11 protein-coding genes are annotated in these 14,407 nt (G+C 65.4%); 6 read left to right on the forward strand and 5 right to left on the reverse strand.

Translation table 11 applies throughout. The features are described 5' to 3' along the window. Window positions 1-74: 74 nt before the first annotated feature. Both CLV78_RS04650 and CLV78_RS24740 read right to left on the reverse strand, forming a co-directional pair. Window positions 75-2,696 (reverse strand): calcium-binding protein, encoded by a 2,622-nt coding sequence (locus CLV78_RS04650; protein WP_146136633.1) that lies wholly within the window; start codon window positions 2,694-2,696, stop codon window positions 75-77. A gap of 400 nt (window positions 2,697-3,096) precedes the next feature. Then, window positions 3,097-3,231, reverse strand: a complete 135-nt coding sequence (locus tag CLV78_RS24740; RefSeq protein ID WP_281261124.1) for a hypothetical protein — start codon at window positions 3,229-3,231, stop codon at window positions 3,097-3,099. A 656-nt stretch (window positions 3,232-3,887) separates the two neighbouring features. On the opposite strand from CLV78_RS24740, the gene CLV78_RS04655 reads away from it, so the two are divergent. Beyond that, on the forward strand, window positions 3,888-4,232 hold the full coding sequence (locus CLV78_RS04655) for a hypothetical protein (RefSeq protein ID WP_146136634.1): 345 nt from the start codon (window positions 3,888-3,890) through the stop codon (window positions 4,230-4,232). 264 nt (window positions 4,233-4,496) lie between these two features. On the opposite strand, the gene CLV78_RS04660 is transcribed toward CLV78_RS04655, so the two are convergent. Beyond that, complete coding sequence (locus CLV78_RS04660; protein ID WP_106203772.1) at window positions 4,497-4,955, reverse strand: Lrp/AsnC family transcriptional regulator; 459 nt, start codon at window positions 4,953-4,955, stop codon at window positions 4,497-4,499. A 135-nt stretch (window positions 4,956-5,090) separates the two neighbouring features. Between CLV78_RS04660 and putA the strand changes: the two genes are divergently transcribed. From putA to CLV78_RS04675, 4 genes are all read left to right on the forward strand, one after another. After that, window positions 5,091-8,543 (forward strand): bifunctional proline dehydrogenase/L-glutamate gamma-semialdehyde dehydrogenase PutA, encoded by a 3,453-nt coding sequence (gene putA, locus CLV78_RS04665; protein ID WP_106203773.1) that lies wholly within the window; start codon window positions 5,091-5,093, stop codon window positions 8,541-8,543. Between the two features lie 609 nt (window positions 8,544-9,152). Next, window positions 9,153-10,232 (forward strand): AbrB family transcriptional regulator, encoded by a 1,080-nt coding sequence (locus CLV78_RS04670; RefSeq protein WP_106203561.1) that lies wholly within the window; start codon window positions 9,153-9,155, stop codon window positions 10,230-10,232. A gap of 155 nt (window positions 10,233-10,387) precedes the next feature. Next, a complete protein-coding gene (locus CLV78_RS23775) occupies window positions 10,388-10,540 on the forward strand; it encodes a hypothetical protein (protein WP_158263423.1) in 153 nt (50 codons plus the stop codon). Between the two features lie 39 nt (window positions 10,541-10,579). Beyond that, window positions 10,580-10,909, forward strand: a complete 330-nt coding sequence (locus tag CLV78_RS04675) for a TfoX/Sxy family protein (protein WP_106203562.1) — start codon at window positions 10,580-10,582, stop codon at window positions 10,907-10,909. Window positions 10,910-10,914: 5 nt separating this feature from the next. On the opposite strand, the gene CLV78_RS04680 is transcribed toward CLV78_RS04675, so the two are convergent. Both CLV78_RS04680 and ndk read right to left on the reverse strand, forming a co-directional pair. Then, window positions 10,915-11,286 (reverse strand): GFA family protein, encoded by a 372-nt coding sequence (locus tag CLV78_RS04680; protein ID WP_106203563.1) that lies wholly within the window; start codon window positions 11,284-11,286, stop codon window positions 10,915-10,917. Window positions 11,287-11,397: 111 nt separating this feature from the next. Next, the gene (ndk, locus tag CLV78_RS04685) at window positions 11,398-11,820 is read right to left on the reverse strand and encodes a nucleoside-diphosphate kinase (protein ID WP_106203564.1); all 423 of its coding nucleotides are present in this window, start codon (window positions 11,818-11,820) and stop codon (window positions 11,398-11,400) included. Between the two features lie 607 nt (window positions 11,821-12,427). Here ndk and CLV78_RS04690 point away from each other — a divergent pair. Beyond that, window positions 12,428-14,272 carry an ABC-F family ATP-binding cassette domain-containing protein gene (locus CLV78_RS04690; RefSeq protein ID WP_106203565.1) on the forward strand — a complete coding sequence of 615 codons (1,845 nt, stop codon included), beginning with the start codon at window positions 12,428-12,430 and terminating at the stop codon, window positions 14,270-14,272. The last annotated feature ends 135 nt before the right edge of the window (window positions 14,273-14,407 follow it).

The raw sequence follows: 14,407 nt of genomic DNA on the forward strand, positions 1-14,407 counted from the left end.
CCGAGCGATATCGACCGCCGCAGCAACCGACGCGGGGCAGTCTCGAACTCAAATGGCCCGCCGGTGGAAGGACTTCAGGCGAACGTGAAGTCGCTTGAGCCGAGGTTTGCCGCCAGCATGTCGATCTCGATCGTTGTTTCGGCGAAGCGGATCGTGGCCCCATCGTCCTGCCGCGTGATCTTCAGGTCGCCCAGATTCTCCGCGCCAGAGGTGATGCGAATACGGTCTGCCTCCGTGAAGGCCAGGATCCGATCCACCCCGTCGGCCCGGTCAAACACGAACACATCCGCTCCCGCGCCGCCGTCCAGCACGTCGCGGCCATCGCCGCCGACCAACCAGTCGTCGCCGTCACCGCCCGACAGGATATCATTGCCCGTCCATCCATCGAGGACATCGACGCCCGCATTGCCCAGAATGTGGTCATCACCCGCATCCCCACGCAGCACGTCGCGCCCGTCATGGCCCCGGAGAACGTCCGCACCGGCACCACCGCGAAGGTTGTCGTTCCCGCCCCTGCCAAGCAGCGTGTCATCGCCATCGCCGCCCCAGATCTCGTCGCCTCCGCGCCCGCCGTCGAGCCGGTCGTCGCCCGTGCCTCCGGCAAGCTTGTCGTGGCCGTCCTCGCCAAACAGCCTGTCGGCCCCTCCGTATGCCGTCAGGGTGTCATTGCCCGCCCCGCCGTACACCACGTCGATGCCACGGCGCCCGTCTTCGGCCGAACCGAGGAACGTATCGTCGCCGGTGCCGAGGTCCACGACATCGCGACCATAGCCGGCGCGAACGAGGTCGTCCCCGGACCCGGCACGAATGCGATCGTTGCCACCACCCCCATGAATCACATCGTCGCCTGCGCCGCCAAAGAGCCGGTCGCCGCCGTCGTTGCCCTGCAACAAGTCGTTGCCCGCCTCCCCTTCCAGTCGGTCCGCGCCCCTGCCACCCGACAACCGGTCCGCGCCGGACCCACCATTGAGCACATCGGCCCCGCCACCGCCATTCAGGCGATCGTGACCGGCTCCGCCATAGGCCGTATCGGCCCCGGTCGGGCCGGATTGCAGGGATTCGTTGTAGGTATCGTTGCCTTCGCCAAGATGGGCGACATCCGCGCCCCTGCCACCGTGAACCACGTCGTTGCCGGCCCCGCCCACGATCACGTCCGCTTGATTGCCCGCGTGGATGCGGTCGTTGCCGTCGCCGCCATTCAACCGATCGCGACCGACCCCGCCCGTAATCTCGTCCGCGCCTCCGAGCCCCTGCAGGACATCGCCGGCTGCGGAGCCCCGGATCACGTCGCGCCCGGCAGAGCCATCGTAGACATCGGGACGATCGACGGCCGCACCATCCTGCCCGGCATCGAGGAAGGTGATCCGGAGGACACCATAGGCGCCAATGTCGAAGGTCGCGCTGGCCGCGGCGTTCGGCACCCCAGCGGAAATGGTCAGCACCGGCTGGGCAAACGCATCGCCCGGCTTTCCGTCGGAGCCAAGCTCCGTGGTCCAGTAGAACTGGCCCGCCACGCCGAGCGCTTTGAGATCGAGGGTGAAAGCCTCCGTTTGCGCCTTGCGGGAGTTGACGAAAACGACGGTCTCCGCACCCTTTTCGTAGACGAAGACATCGCCGGCATCGCCGAGATCCTCGTGCCGGACCAGGGTCTTGCCGGCCACGCTCTCTGACAGCAGGCGAAACGTCTCCCCGGCGATGCTGAGGACAGGGTCGCCCTCGTTGCCGGTCAGTTTGTTGAGCGTGTTCTGCTGGACCGGCCAGACATAGGCCGCATCCACACCCTGCGCGACCATCTCCGAGAACATCCACACCAGCGTGGATGCCTGTTTCAGCCCCTGCTCCGCGCTGCGCCCGTTGGCAGCGTTCCATTCCGTGACGTGGTATTCGATCCCTTCGAAACGGCCGTTGTATTCCCAGGTGTCGAGACGATCGAAGAAGTACTCGAAGTTCTCAAGCTCGGCGTAGCTGCCCCAGGTGTAGTAATGAACCACCACGGCATCGATCGCCTGCGCTGCCCCGTTGGAGAGCGACGCCATGATGGTCTCGTTCTGGGCAATCCCGGGTTCCGTCGAGAATGCGCCATACTGGCCGACCTGCACGGCGATCTCGGGCTCGACCCAGCCTTCGGGGGCTGCGCCACTGGCCCTGTGGTCGTCAATGGCGGCCTGTGCGGCCTCCGCGACGACACTGGCCACAGCGGCGTATTCATCGTCCGTCATCTCGCCCGAGAGCCAGTATTCGTTGCCGATCTCGATCGTGGTGATATCCGCGTCGCCGTATTTTCCCGCCAGCACGTCTGAAACGTAACGCTTCACGTCCGCATAGGCAGAGCCGAGCGGTTGGCGCAGGCCGATTGCGCCGTTTCCGAGAAGCGCCCCGGTCGGGATCACGAGGTTCACGCCAACCCCGAGGCTGGCCGATTGCGACAGGAAATCCGACAACGGCAGCAGGTCCCGGTACTCTCCGCGTTCCGGCGCCCAGACCCGAGCCTTGTCCGGATCGTTGATGTCGAAATACCACTCGGTGATGGAACCGCCAGGGTAGCGCAGGTTGCTGAGATTCAGGGCCCGGACCGCGTCGTCATAGGTCCCTTGCCCCATACGATCCCGGTCGATCAGGAAGTTGCCTCCGAACATGTCCGTCCCGACCTTTCCCATCCGGGATTGCGAAGACGAAAACGCGACCTGCACCACCATTGCCCTGCCCTTGTTGGTGAGTTCGCCTTACGACTTGCTGACGTAACGCGACCCGGTTCAGACAGCCGCAGGAAAGAGGAAAGGAGATGGTCCAAGCCGAGCAGGACCGAGGCAAGATTGTGGCGCTTTGCCGGGATTTTCATAAATGTTAACGAGGGGGTGAAAGACGCGACGCGTTTCACGCGCTCTTGAAAGTGAAATTATTGTTGTAATTTACATAATTAGGAGTTGAAATTGATACGCCGCACGCCAAGGCGTGGTTAACGATTGTTAAGCAAGGAGAGTGGTGGAGATGCGACAGAGCGCGCCACCCTGTCGCCATCCGGAAGGGGTACGATGCCGTCCGACCTGCTGGCCGGCGGACGGTCAGAAACTGGCTGGGCTGCGCCAGATGGCGGCGTCAGAGAACAGACAGCAGGAGCGTGGCAGTCACGACCGCGAGAACGACGGCAAGGGTCAGGCCGACGAAAGTCTCGACATCGCTCTGGGCACGACTTTGCAGGTTGCGCGGGGCCGTGGTGCGGGATGTCTCCATTTGGGGTCTCCAGGGGTTGACCGGCAATCGGGGTCGATTGCTCTCCGGGTCATGGCAGATATGGGAAGTCCAGCCCATCGCGTCCCGTCCCGTAGCTGCGTGACCAAAGGTTGACACACGGTCGTCGCGGCCCAACGCGCGCCCGACGGTCCGGACGCCGAGGCGAGGCAATCGCACAGGCTCCCGCCGAAGGACGCAGGCACGCTTCGGGCAGGTTTCGGTGGGGTGTTGCACCAAATAGGGCTGCTTCACCGAATGCCTCTCTCTCCGAGCCTGTCGAGTGGTTTAGGTTGAGATACCGGCAACAAAACGGCCCGAACCAGCAGGACCGCCCTGAAATCTGTGCCAAGGCCGTCCGGCAGGATGGCGATGCTGCCCGGCAGGAAAGCCGCCCTGAACCGACATAGCCCGGCGCTTCCCAAATCATCAAACAGAAAGCCCCGCCCAAATCTCGCCAGCACGCTCCCACCCGGACCAATCGATGGCCCACCGCCGACGGGACCGCGAACCCGGCTGTGCAGGCGATGGGCAATTAACCATGGCGGCACCTAATCAGTGCTAACGAAACCTTAACGCGGTACTCTAAGTCCCGCCGGGCCTTGCACCAGAACGGTGCCACCCGACCCAGCCCAACCTGAACATCCGGGAGTATGCTTGTGAAATGGCTTCTCTTTCTGCTTGCACTCATTCCCGCTGCCTGCGGACCGCAGCCGGATGTGCGCACCAATGTCACCTCGCGCGCCGCACACGAATCCTATGCCTGCATTGCGCCGAAGCTGAACCGGTTGCCCGTCCGGTACACGACGCATCGCGCGCCGGGGGGGTGGCGGATGGACCTGCAGGTCTTTGGCGGGCCACCGACAGGCTGGTACAAGAAGGGCAGTATCGAATACAGCACCGGAATCGTCCTGTACTATCCCAACAGTGCTACAATGGGGATCATGACCCAGGAGGTGCAGCGCGACATCCGCCCGATTCTGAGGCGCTGCTCCCGGGGCTAGGCAATGGGCAGGTTCGCTTGCGAAGGGTTCGGCGCCAGCGTCCGAAAGCCGGGCGACGCCGCATCTGGCGGCCCCCGGATTCAGGCGCGAACAGGCGAAATCACCATTAACTGCCCGGCACACCTGCCCTTGTGACCTACCCGTCCGCAGACACACAGGTAGAGCGCGCCGGTGCGGCGCTCGCACCGACCACCATTGGAGCCAGAATCCTGCCGTGCGAAATGAGCCCACGAGGGGGCACCGCCCTGCTATGAACGTTCGCGTTCAGAGCTGCCCTTCCTTCACCGCCTCCATCGCAACGTAGGTCGATGTTGACGCGACATGCGGCAGGGCGGAGAGCTTCTCCGCCAGCACCCGCCGGTAGCTCTCGATATCCGCGGTCCGTACTTTCAGGAGGTAGTCGAAACTGCCGGCGATCATGTGGCATTGCTCGATCTCCGGGATCGACTGGATCACCCGGTTGAAGGCCTGCAACGCGCCTTCACGGGTGTCCATCAGCTTCACCTCCACGAAGGCCACATGAGCGCGACCGAGCCGGATCGGATCGAGCAACGCGTGGTACCCGGTGATGATCCCCTCCGCCTCCAGCCGCCTCAGCCGGGCCTGCGTCGGGGATTTCGACAGGCCGATCCGCCGCGCCAGGTCGGTCACTGCAATGCGCCCCTCCGTGGACACGACCTTCAGAATGGCCTGGTCAAAGGCATCGAGGGAATCAATCTTCATGGGCATTCCGTCCATCCTCCCGCTGTTTGGCATGAAATCAGCCAATTTGCCCGACGTTTCACAAATCAAGGGCAATATTCCCTTTTGGGCGCGGATACAATCGCGGGACCCGAATTCCTGACCGAGGCCTCGCCGATGACCTTGACCACCGAAACCGCCCGCACGCGCCTGCGTGCCGACTACCTGCCCGATGAACCTGCCCGTCTGGCGGAGTTGACGGCCATGGCCGGGCTGAGTGACACCGACCGAACGGCGATCAGCGTGGAGGGCGCCCGCCTTGTGGAGCAGATCCGGGCCTCGGACGATCCCGGCCTGATGGAGATGTTCCTGGCGCAATACGGATTGTCGACCGACGAGGGCATTGCCCTGATGTGTCTCGCCGAGGCGTTGTTGCGGGTCCCCGATGCGGCCACGATCGATGCGCTGATCGAGGACAAGATCGCGCCATCGGACTGGAGCCTGCACCTGCGGAAGTCGGCCTCCATGATGGTCAATGCCTCCACCTGGGGGCTGCTGCTGACCGGCAAGGTTCTGGAGGACACCCATGGCGGACTGGCCGGCACCCTGCGCGGCGCGGTTCGACGGTTGGGGGAGCCGGTGATCCGTACTGCCGTAGGTCAGGCCATGCGGCAGATGGGAAACCAGTTCGTGCTGGGGGAAACCATCGACAGCGCCATGAAACGGGCCGCGAAGATGGAAGAGAAGGGCTATGGCTATTCCTACGACATGCTGGGCGAGGCTGCGCGAACCGAAGCGGATGCGCTGCGCTACCACGCGGCCTATCTCGCCTCCGTCGAGGCCATAGCCCCCGCCGCGACCAGCGATGCGGTCCGCGACAATCCCGGCATCTCGGTCAAGCTCTCGGCGCTGCACCCGCGCTTTGAAGTGGCGCAAAAGGACCGCGTGATGCGCGAACTGGTGCCACGGCTGCGCGACATCGCGCTGGCCTGCAAGCACGCGGGCATGGGGCTCAATGTCGATGCGGAAGAAGCCGACCGGCTGGAGCTGACGCTCGACGTGTTCGAGGCCGTCGCCCGCGACCCGGCGCTCCGGGGCTGGGACGGGTTCGGCACCGTGGTGCAGGCCTACGGGCCGCGTGCAACGGCAGCCATCGACTGGATCATCGCGCTGGCCGGGGAACTGGATCGGCGTTTCACGGTGCGGCTCGTGAAGGGCGCCTATTGGGACGCGGAGGTGAAGCGCGCGCAGGTCATGGGCCTGTCGGGCTTCCCCGTGTTCACCCGCAAGGCGGTCACGGACGTTAGCTACATTGCCTGTGCCCGCAAGTTGCTCGGTGCCACCGACTGGATCTACCCGCAGTTTGCCACCCATAATGCCCATTCCGTTGCCGCGATCCTTCACATGGGCAAGGACCGGCAGAGCTTCGAGTTCCAGCGGCTTCACGGCATGGGCGAGCGGCTGCACCAGATCGTCAAGGATGCGGAGTCTACCCGCTGCCGGATCTATGCGCCTGTGGGCGCGCACCGGGACCTGCTGGCCTACCTCGTGCGGCGGCTGTTGGAGAACGGCGCGAACTCCTCCTTCGTGAACCAGATTGTGGACGAGGACGTGCCCGCATCTGTTGTCGCCCGCGATCCCTTCCAGGACGCGCAAGCGGCATTGTCCCGCCCGACGCCGGTTGTCCTGCCCGCGGATATCTTTGGCGAGGGCCGAAAGAACGCACGCGGCTGGGACCTGACCCATCCGGAGGACCTGGCGGAGATCGATGCGGCCCGCGATCCTTTCCGGCAGGTGCGGTTCACGGCCGGGCCGATCGTGGACGGGCAGGCCTATGCCGATGGCGGGGTGGATGTGATCAATCCGGCCGATCCGTCCGATGTCGTCGGCACCGTCACCGAGGCCACGGAATCGCAGATCGAGACAGCGCTCGCGGCCGCGCGCCCCTGGCAGGCCGAGCCCTTCGAGCGCGCCGCGACCCTGCGCCGGGCCGCCAGCCTCTATGAGCAGAATTTCGGCATGTTCTTCGCATTGGCCGCGCGGGAGGCGGGCAAGACCCTGCTGGACGCGGTGGGCGAGTTGCGGGAGGCCGTCGACTTCCTCCGCTACTACGCGGCCCGGATCGACCATCTCGACCGTCCCGCGCGCGGCATTTTTGCCTGCATTTCCCCCTGGAACTTCCCGCTGGCGATCTTCACCGGGCAGGTGTCGGCAGCACTGGCGGCGGGCAACGCGGTGATTGCCAAGCCTGCCGAACAGACGCCGCTGATCGCCGCCGCCGCCATCAATCTGTTGCACGAAGCCGGTGTTCCGGGAAGCGCGCTGCAACTGCTGCCCGGACGGGGCGAGACGGTCGGTGCCGCGCTGACCTCGGATGCGCGCATCGATGGTCTGTGTTTCACCGGCGGTACAGACACGGCGCAGATCATCCACCGCACGATGGCCGAGAACCTGTCGCCCTGTGCGCCACTGATCGCGGAGACCGGCGGGCTGAACGCCATGATCGTCGATTCCACCGCCCTGCCCGAACAGGCCGTGCGCGACATCCTCGCCTCCGCCTTCCAGTCGGCGGGCCAGAGATGCTCCGCCCTGCGCTGCCTCTACGTGCAGGAAGATATCGCAGACGGGCTGCTGGAGATGCTCAAGGGCGCGATGCAGTGCCTGCAACCGGGCGCGCCCTGGGACCTGTCGACCGACATCGGCCCGGTGATCGATGCCGAGGCCAAGGCCGCCATTGACGCCCATGTTGCGACAGCCAGGACCGAAGGCCGGTTGATCTTCCAATTGGACGTGCCCGGCACCGGTCTCTTCTGCGGCCCGGCGGTGATCCGTGTCGAAGGGATCGAGGACCTCGGGCGGGAGATCTTCGGCCCGGTTCTGCATGTGGCGACCTTCAAGGCGGCCGAGCTTGATGAGGTGATCGCGCGGATCAACGCGACGGGCTACGGGCTGACGTTCGGGCTGCACACGCGGATCGACGATCGCGTCCAGTCCGTGGTCGACCGCATCGACGCCGGCAATATCTACGTCAACCGCAACCAGATCGGAGCCGTCGTCGGCTCGCAGCCCTTCGGAGGGGAGGGTCTTTCAGGCACAGGACCGAAGGCGGGCGGGCCGGAATACCTGCCAAAGTTCACCGCCCTCGTGGCCGCGCCGGATGTCACCGCCTTCACGGACGTCGCAAACACCGGCGATGTGCAGGCCGCAATCGAAGCCAGCGAAACCCTTCGGAAGGCGATCGAACAGCTGGACCTGCCGGGTCCGACGGGGGAGTCCAACCGCCTGAGCACCCTGCCCCGCGGTCCGGTTCTCTGTCTCGGTCCGGGCGCGGCCGCGGTTGCCGGACAGGCAGCCGAGGTCCGCGCCGCGGGTGCTGTCCCGGTCCCCGTGAACGGAGCGCTCGACCTGGACGCGCTGGAGCTTCTGGAGGGGTTTGACGCAGTGGTCTGGTGGGGCGATGAGGACACCGGCACGGCCTACCGCCGCGCCCTCGCGGCGCGGGATGGACCGATCCTGCCACTCGTCTGCGGACGCGGCGACACCTCCGCCTTCCATCTGGAGCGGCATGTCTGCGTCGACACGACAGCGTCGGGTGGCAATGCGGCGCTGCTCGCGGCAGCCGCCGAGTAGAGTAGCGCGCGGGTCTGACTGCCGGGCCACCCCGCGGGGTAGCAGGACCTCCGGCCAGTGGCGTCAACGCAGCGTGCAGGGCAACAGCCGTCATTGGCGGGGACGGGATCGGTTTGGTACCTGACACACCCCGTGCGCGGTCAGACATCAGGTGCGGGAAAGCCCGGGTGCGGCCGTGGCAGGAGGCGAAAAACTGCCTCCGGGGCCGTCGTGCACTCGGGCGGATGCCTCGTTCCCTTTGCGGGAGGCCCCGCTCGGGTGGCTGTGAATAGCGCGCGCCTCCCGCCTTCGGCCGGAGACCTGAAAGGCTCGCCAACTGCTTTCGCGTCAAGCTGGTCCATTGCTGCGACAGGCGACTGCGCGCATCGCGTCGACAGGGCCACCACGGAAAGGATGTCGGCACGAATGGGTCGCCAACCGAGAGCCTCGGCGGTCCACCAGTCTCCCTCCGCCCCTCAAGTCGAAGGTCGCCCAAGGGCCGATGCGCTCTTGGGTCGTTGATCACGAGGCGTCCGGGCAGATTGGCGCAGCACCCACCTGTACGAGCCGCACCGCGCAACCGGCGTGGCCGGCATTGCACCGCGCCGCGCACCGTGGCATGGCGCCCGCATGGCTCGACTGCCCTCTTCCATATGGCCGAAACTGCTCACCGCAGGCCTCGCGGGGATCTTCGCAGGGATTATCGCCCGTTGGATCGGAATGCCGCTGCCGTGGATGCTTGGGCCGATGATTGGCTGCGGTGCCATTGCCTTGGCTGGCGTCCCGGTCCTCGCGCCGACCGGGTTGCGGCAGGTCGTGATCCCGGTGATCGGCGTCATGCTCGGGTCCGGGTTCCATCCCGAACTTCTGGATCACATCGGGTCGTGGGCTGGGACGCTTCTTCTGTTGCCGGCCTTCCTCGCCGTCGCCGCAGCGGCCAGTTATGCCTTCTATCGGTTTGTCGGCGGCTACGACCCGGTGAACGCCTTTTTCTGCGCTGCGCCGGGTGGTCTCAACGAAATGATCATCCTTGGCGGCGAGGCTGGCGGCGACGAGACCCGGATCGCGCTCGCCCATTCGCTGCGTGTGTTCCTCGTGATCTCCATCATCGCGACGAGTTATGCACTTGCACTGGACATACGCGCCGCGCGCGGCCCCGACACCTGGGTGGCGGTGACCGACCTCTCATTGCTCGATACCGCGATCCTGCTGGCCACCGGGGGGCTCGGCGTTCTGGCGGGCAAACGGCTGCACCTGCCCGCACCGATGCTCTTCGGCCCGATGATCCTGAGCGCGGCCGCACACATGGCGGAGATCGTCACCGTCCCGCCCCCGAGCCTGCTTGTCACCGCTGCCCAGATCACCATCGGCACGATCCTCGGGTGCCGTTTCGCCGGTGTCAGCCCGGCCAGCATGGGCCGCGATTTGCTGCTTGGGCTTGGCGCGACCATCGTGCTGCTCTGTGTGACAATCGTCTTCGCGGCCTTCCTCGGACCGCTCACCGGGACACCGCTGGCGCAGGGCGTGCTGGCGTTCTCGCCCGGCGGCCTGACCGAGATGTCGCTGCTCGCTCTCTCCATGGATCAGGACATCGCCTATGTCTCGACCATGCATGTGATCCGTATCGTGCTCGTGCTCTTCGGCATGCCGCTGATCTTTCGGGCCATTGGCGGGCGGCTGATCGATGGGTCGCGCAAGAGTAAGGATTGAGTCACGTATCGTTGCAGTTTTGCAAGATTGTTTCACGATCGACCCACCTCTACCAATTGGGGATATATTTTCGGGCCTTTTTGGTGTTCATTGAAAGTACAACGAAACGCGACAGGACCTGCGCCACCCAGTCGCACCAATTGTGAGTATGTGTCATGTCTGATTTCCAGGCGCCCGCGCCGAAGAAACAACCCGAGAGCCCCGGTCACCCGCGCGCCAATCGCGATCCCGATCGGGAACAGCAGAAACCGACCCCGGAACTGGGTCAGAACCCGCGCTTCACCTTCAAGGATTTCGCTTCGATCTGAGCTTGGCCCCTGTCGCCGGCACGGCTATGACCTGCTTGCATGGGAACGCCGATCTCCAGCATACGAAACCTTGGACCGGCCATGGAACAGGCCTGTGCCCGCGCTGGCATTCACTCGGCTGAAGAGTTGCGAGCGCTCGGCGCCGACGAGACCTACTTCCGGTTGCTGCGCACTGGCTCCAAACCGCATTTCATTGGCTATTACGTCATTGAAATGGGGCTGCAAGGTCGCCCATGGAATGATTGCAAGGGCAAGGAAAAGGACGCGCTTCGCGCCCGGTTCGATGCCATCGTCGCCCGGGCGGCGGAAAGCGGCGAGGGAGCAATCGAGCGCATCCTGAACGAGATCGGAACAGGATTGCGCCGCTAGGGCCGTTAGTACGTGTCCCAGGGCAACCGGCTGCCCTCGAAAACCCTGCGCGGCTCCGCAAAGAGATCCGGCTCATCCAGTGACCCGGCAAAGATGAAAGTCAGATGCGGCGCCATTTCCGAGGTCTTGAACAGCGGGCTGCCACAGTTCCGGCAGAAACCAAGGTTCACTTCGTTGCCCCTGTCGGAGGTTGATCTCCAGGTGCGGACCGGCCCCAGGTAGCTCATCCCGCGCGTATCGACCGCGAGTTGCGGGGCATGGCCGCCGCCGGTCGCCTTCTGGCAATCGCCGCAAAAGCACAGGATCGAGAACCGTGGCGCGCCGCTGAATCGGTATCGGGAGGCCCCGCAAAGGCAGCCGCCGGAATGAAACTCCATGTCAGATCCTCCTCGTGCAGCCTGAAATTTGCTGCCACCGTCGCACAACGCCACGAAAAAGGGCCGCTGCCAACCCGGCAGCGGCCCCTTCACGAAAGGATGCGAATTGCTTCAGCCAACCAGTTCGAGGCCGGAGAAGAAGTAGGCAATCTCGACAGCCGCGGTTTCCGGGGCATCAGAGCCGTGCACGGAGTTCTCGCCGACGGATTCGGCAAACTCGGCGCGGATCGTGCCGGGGGCTGCGTCGGCGGGGTTGGTGGCACCCATCACTTCGCGGTTTTTCGCGATGGCGCCTTCGCCTTCCAGAACCTGCACGACGACCGGCTCGGAGGCCATGAATTCGCAGAGCTCACCATAGAAGGGGCGTTCCTTGTGCACTTCGTAGAACACGCCGGCCTGCGCCGGGGTCAGGTGAATGCGCTTCTGGGCGACGATCCGCAGGCCGGCGTCCTCGAACTTGGCGTTGATCTTGCCGGTGAGGTTGCGCTTGGTGGCGTCGGGCTTGATGATGGAAAGCGTGCGTTCGATGGCCATTGGAAATCTCCCCTGGGCGCTGTTTGAAGTTGCGCGCGCCCTAGCATGGCGGACCGGGGTTGAAAAGCCCTTCGCGCGGCCCCTGCCGGTGCGGCGCCCCCGCCCTTTGATCAGCGAGCATGCGGACACCGACGCAATACGTGGCAGTCCCTGCCACAGGGCGCGGGCGCGGCGCATCCAGTGTTTGCACGGCCCGAGGGCGGAGGCGGCGCCGACGTCGGCCCGCCGGAGCATCGGTTCCGGCACGCGACCGGGGGCATCGGCATTGCCACCCTGTTGCTGCCCTGCCCGGCCCCGCGCGGTCACGGACAAAGCGCGCCACCAAAATGACTGAACCACACGGGCCGACGCGCAGCAACCGGTAGACATACCAACACCGTTTGCAAAGGCAACAGGTCGGAATGGGCGAAACGCCCTTCGCTCGTGGCACCAGTTTGCCGCCGGGTTGCAGCAACGATGGGGCCCGTTGGCCGGACATGTGCCGCCCCGCCCGGATCACGCCATCCACCGCGATAGCTGCCGCCCCACCCGGGCGGCCAAGGCGCCCGCTCGCAGAAGGGCCGGCGGGGCGATTGACAGTGCAGCATGGCTGGGGCACAGCCTCGCCATGCTGAGACTCCAAGACATTTCCTATTCGGTCGATGGCCGCCCGCTGATCGAAAACGCCTCTGCCGTGATCCCGACCGGCCACAAGGTCGGGCTGGTCGGACGTAACGGCACGGGCAAGACCACGCTGTTCCGCCTGATCAAGGGGGAGTTGACGCTGGAGACAGGATCCATAGAGGTCCCGCGAGGCGCCCGGATCGGCGGCGTGGCGCAGGAAGCGCCGGGAACGGAGGTCTCGCTGCTCGACACGGTTCTGGCCGCCGACGAGGAACGCACCGCGCTCATGGCCGAGGCGGACACCGCGACAGATCCCGCGCGGATCGCCGAGGTGCAGACCCGCCTTGCCGATATCGATGCATGGTCGGCGGAGGCGCGGGCCAGCGCGATCCTGCGCGGCCTTGGGTTCGAGACCGAGAAACACGCCATGCCCTGTTCGGCCTTCTCGGGTGGCTGGCGGATGCGGGTGGCGCTGGCCGGTGTGCTGTTTGCGCAGCCGGACCTGCTGCTGCTCGACGAACCGACCAACTACCTCGATCTCGAAGGCGCCCTCTGGCTGGAAACCTACCTGACGCGATACCCGCACACGGTGCTGATCGTCTCGCACGACCGGGCGTTGCTGAACCGGTCCGTGGGGGCGATCCTGCACTTGGAGGATCGCAAGCTGACGCTCTACCAGGGCCCCTACGATACATTCGCGGAAACCCGCGCCGCCCGCATCGCCGCGGCGGAGGCCGAGGCAAAGAAGCAGGAAGCACGGCGGGCACACCTCCAAAGCTATGTCGACCGGTTCCGCTACAAGGCCGACAAGGCCCGCCAGGCCCAGTCGCGCCTGAAAGCCATCGCGCGGATGAAGCCCATCGCGACCCCGCAGGAGGCGGCGTTGCGCCGCTTCACCTTCCCCGAACCGGAGGAGCTTTCTCCGCCCATCGTGGCGACCGAGGGCGCCGCGGTCGGCTATGGCGAGACCACGGTCCTGTCCCGCCTGTCCCTGCGCATCGATCAGGACGACCGCATTGCGCTTCTGGGCAAGAACGGTGAGGGCAAGTCGACCCTGTCCAAGTTCCTCTCCGGTCGGCTGGACGCCCAGAAGGGGCGCATCCAGCGGGCGAGCAAGTTGCGGGTTGGCTATTTCGCCCAACACCAGGTCGACGAGCTTTTCATCGACGAAACACCGCTGGAGCATATCCGCAGACACCGTCCCGACCAGACACCGGCGAAGTTGCGCGCCATGCTGGGCGGTTTCGGGATCGGCGTAGAGCAGGCCGACACCGTGGTTGGCAAGCTCTCCGGCGGGCAGAAGGCCCGGTTGTCGCTTATGTTGGCGACGCTGGATGCGCCGCACCTGCTGATCCTCGACGAACCGACGAACCACCTCGACATCGAGAGCCGGGAAGCACTGGTGGAGGCGTTGACGGCCTATTCCGGCGCGGTGATCCTCGTCTCTCACGACCTGCACCTGCTGAGCCATGTGGCCGACCGCCTGTGGCTGGTGTCCGGCGGGTGTGTGGCGCCCTTTGACGATGATCTCGATGCCTATCGCGCCATGCTGTTGGAACGGGAAAAGCCGGAGCAACCAAAACAGGCCGACAAGCCGAAGCGCACCAGCCAGGCAGTCGTGCTGGAACTCAAGGCCAACGTGCGGAAGTGCGAACAGCGCATGGAGAAGCTGGAGGAGATGCGCGAGGCGCTGTCCGAACGGCTCGCCGACCCGCGCGTGTACGACGACGAGAACCGCGCCCGGCTGGAGGAATGGCAGGCGAAGTTCACGGAGGTGGAAGCCGCGATGGAGCGGGCCGAGACGCTCTGGATCGAAGCCGTCGAACGGCTGGAGGCCGCCGCGCCGTAAAGAGGGGGGCCACCTCGCCGCGCACCGACCGCCCCGGGCCACCGCTGCCGATGGACAGCCAGCGCCAGGGTGCAAAAAGTCCTTCAAGAACACGACATAACGGCACGATTCGACCACAGTCTGACCTCATTCTGC

It is taken from the genome of Aliiruegeria haliotis, assembly GCF_003003255.1.
Classification (GTDB): Bacteria; Pseudomonadota; Alphaproteobacteria; order Rhodobacterales; family Rhodobacteraceae; genus Tropicimonas; species Tropicimonas haliotis.

Coding starts and splice junctions, on each gene's coding strand:
- CLV78_RS04680 (WP_106203563.1), bottom strand. CDS start 11,286: ATGGAGTTTCATTCCGGCGGCTGCCTTTGCGGGGCCTCCCGATACCGA.
- ndk (WP_106203564.1), bottom strand. CDS start 11,820: ATGGCCATCGAACGCACGCTTTCCATCATCAAGCCCGACGCCACCAAG.
- CLV78_RS04690 (WP_106203565.1), top strand. CDS start 12,428: ATGCTGAGACTCCAAGACATTTCCTATTCGGTCGATGGCCGCCCGCTG.
- CLV78_RS04670 (WP_106203561.1), top strand. CDS start 9,153: ATGGCTCGACTGCCCTCTTCCATATGGCCGAAACTGCTCACCGCAGGC.
- CLV78_RS23775 (WP_158263423.1), top strand. CDS start 10,388: ATGTCTGATTTCCAGGCGCCCGCGCCGAAGAAACAACCCGAGAGCCCC.
- CLV78_RS04650 (WP_146136633.1), bottom strand. CDS start 2,696: ATGGTGGTGCAGGTCGCGTTTTCGTCTTCGCAATCCCGGATGGGAAAG.
- putA (WP_106203773.1), top strand. CDS start 5,091: ATGACCTTGACCACCGAAACCGCCCGCACGCGCCTGCGTGCCGACTAC.
- CLV78_RS24740 (WP_281261124.1), bottom strand. CDS start 3,231: ATGGAGACATCCCGCACCACGGCCCCGCGCAACCTGCAAAGTCGTGCC.
- CLV78_RS04675 (WP_106203562.1), top strand. CDS start 10,580: ATGGGAACGCCGATCTCCAGCATACGAAACCTTGGACCGGCCATGGAA.
- CLV78_RS04660 (WP_106203772.1), bottom strand. CDS start 4,955: ATGAAGATTGATTCCCTCGATGCCTTTGACCAGGCCATTCTGAAGGTC.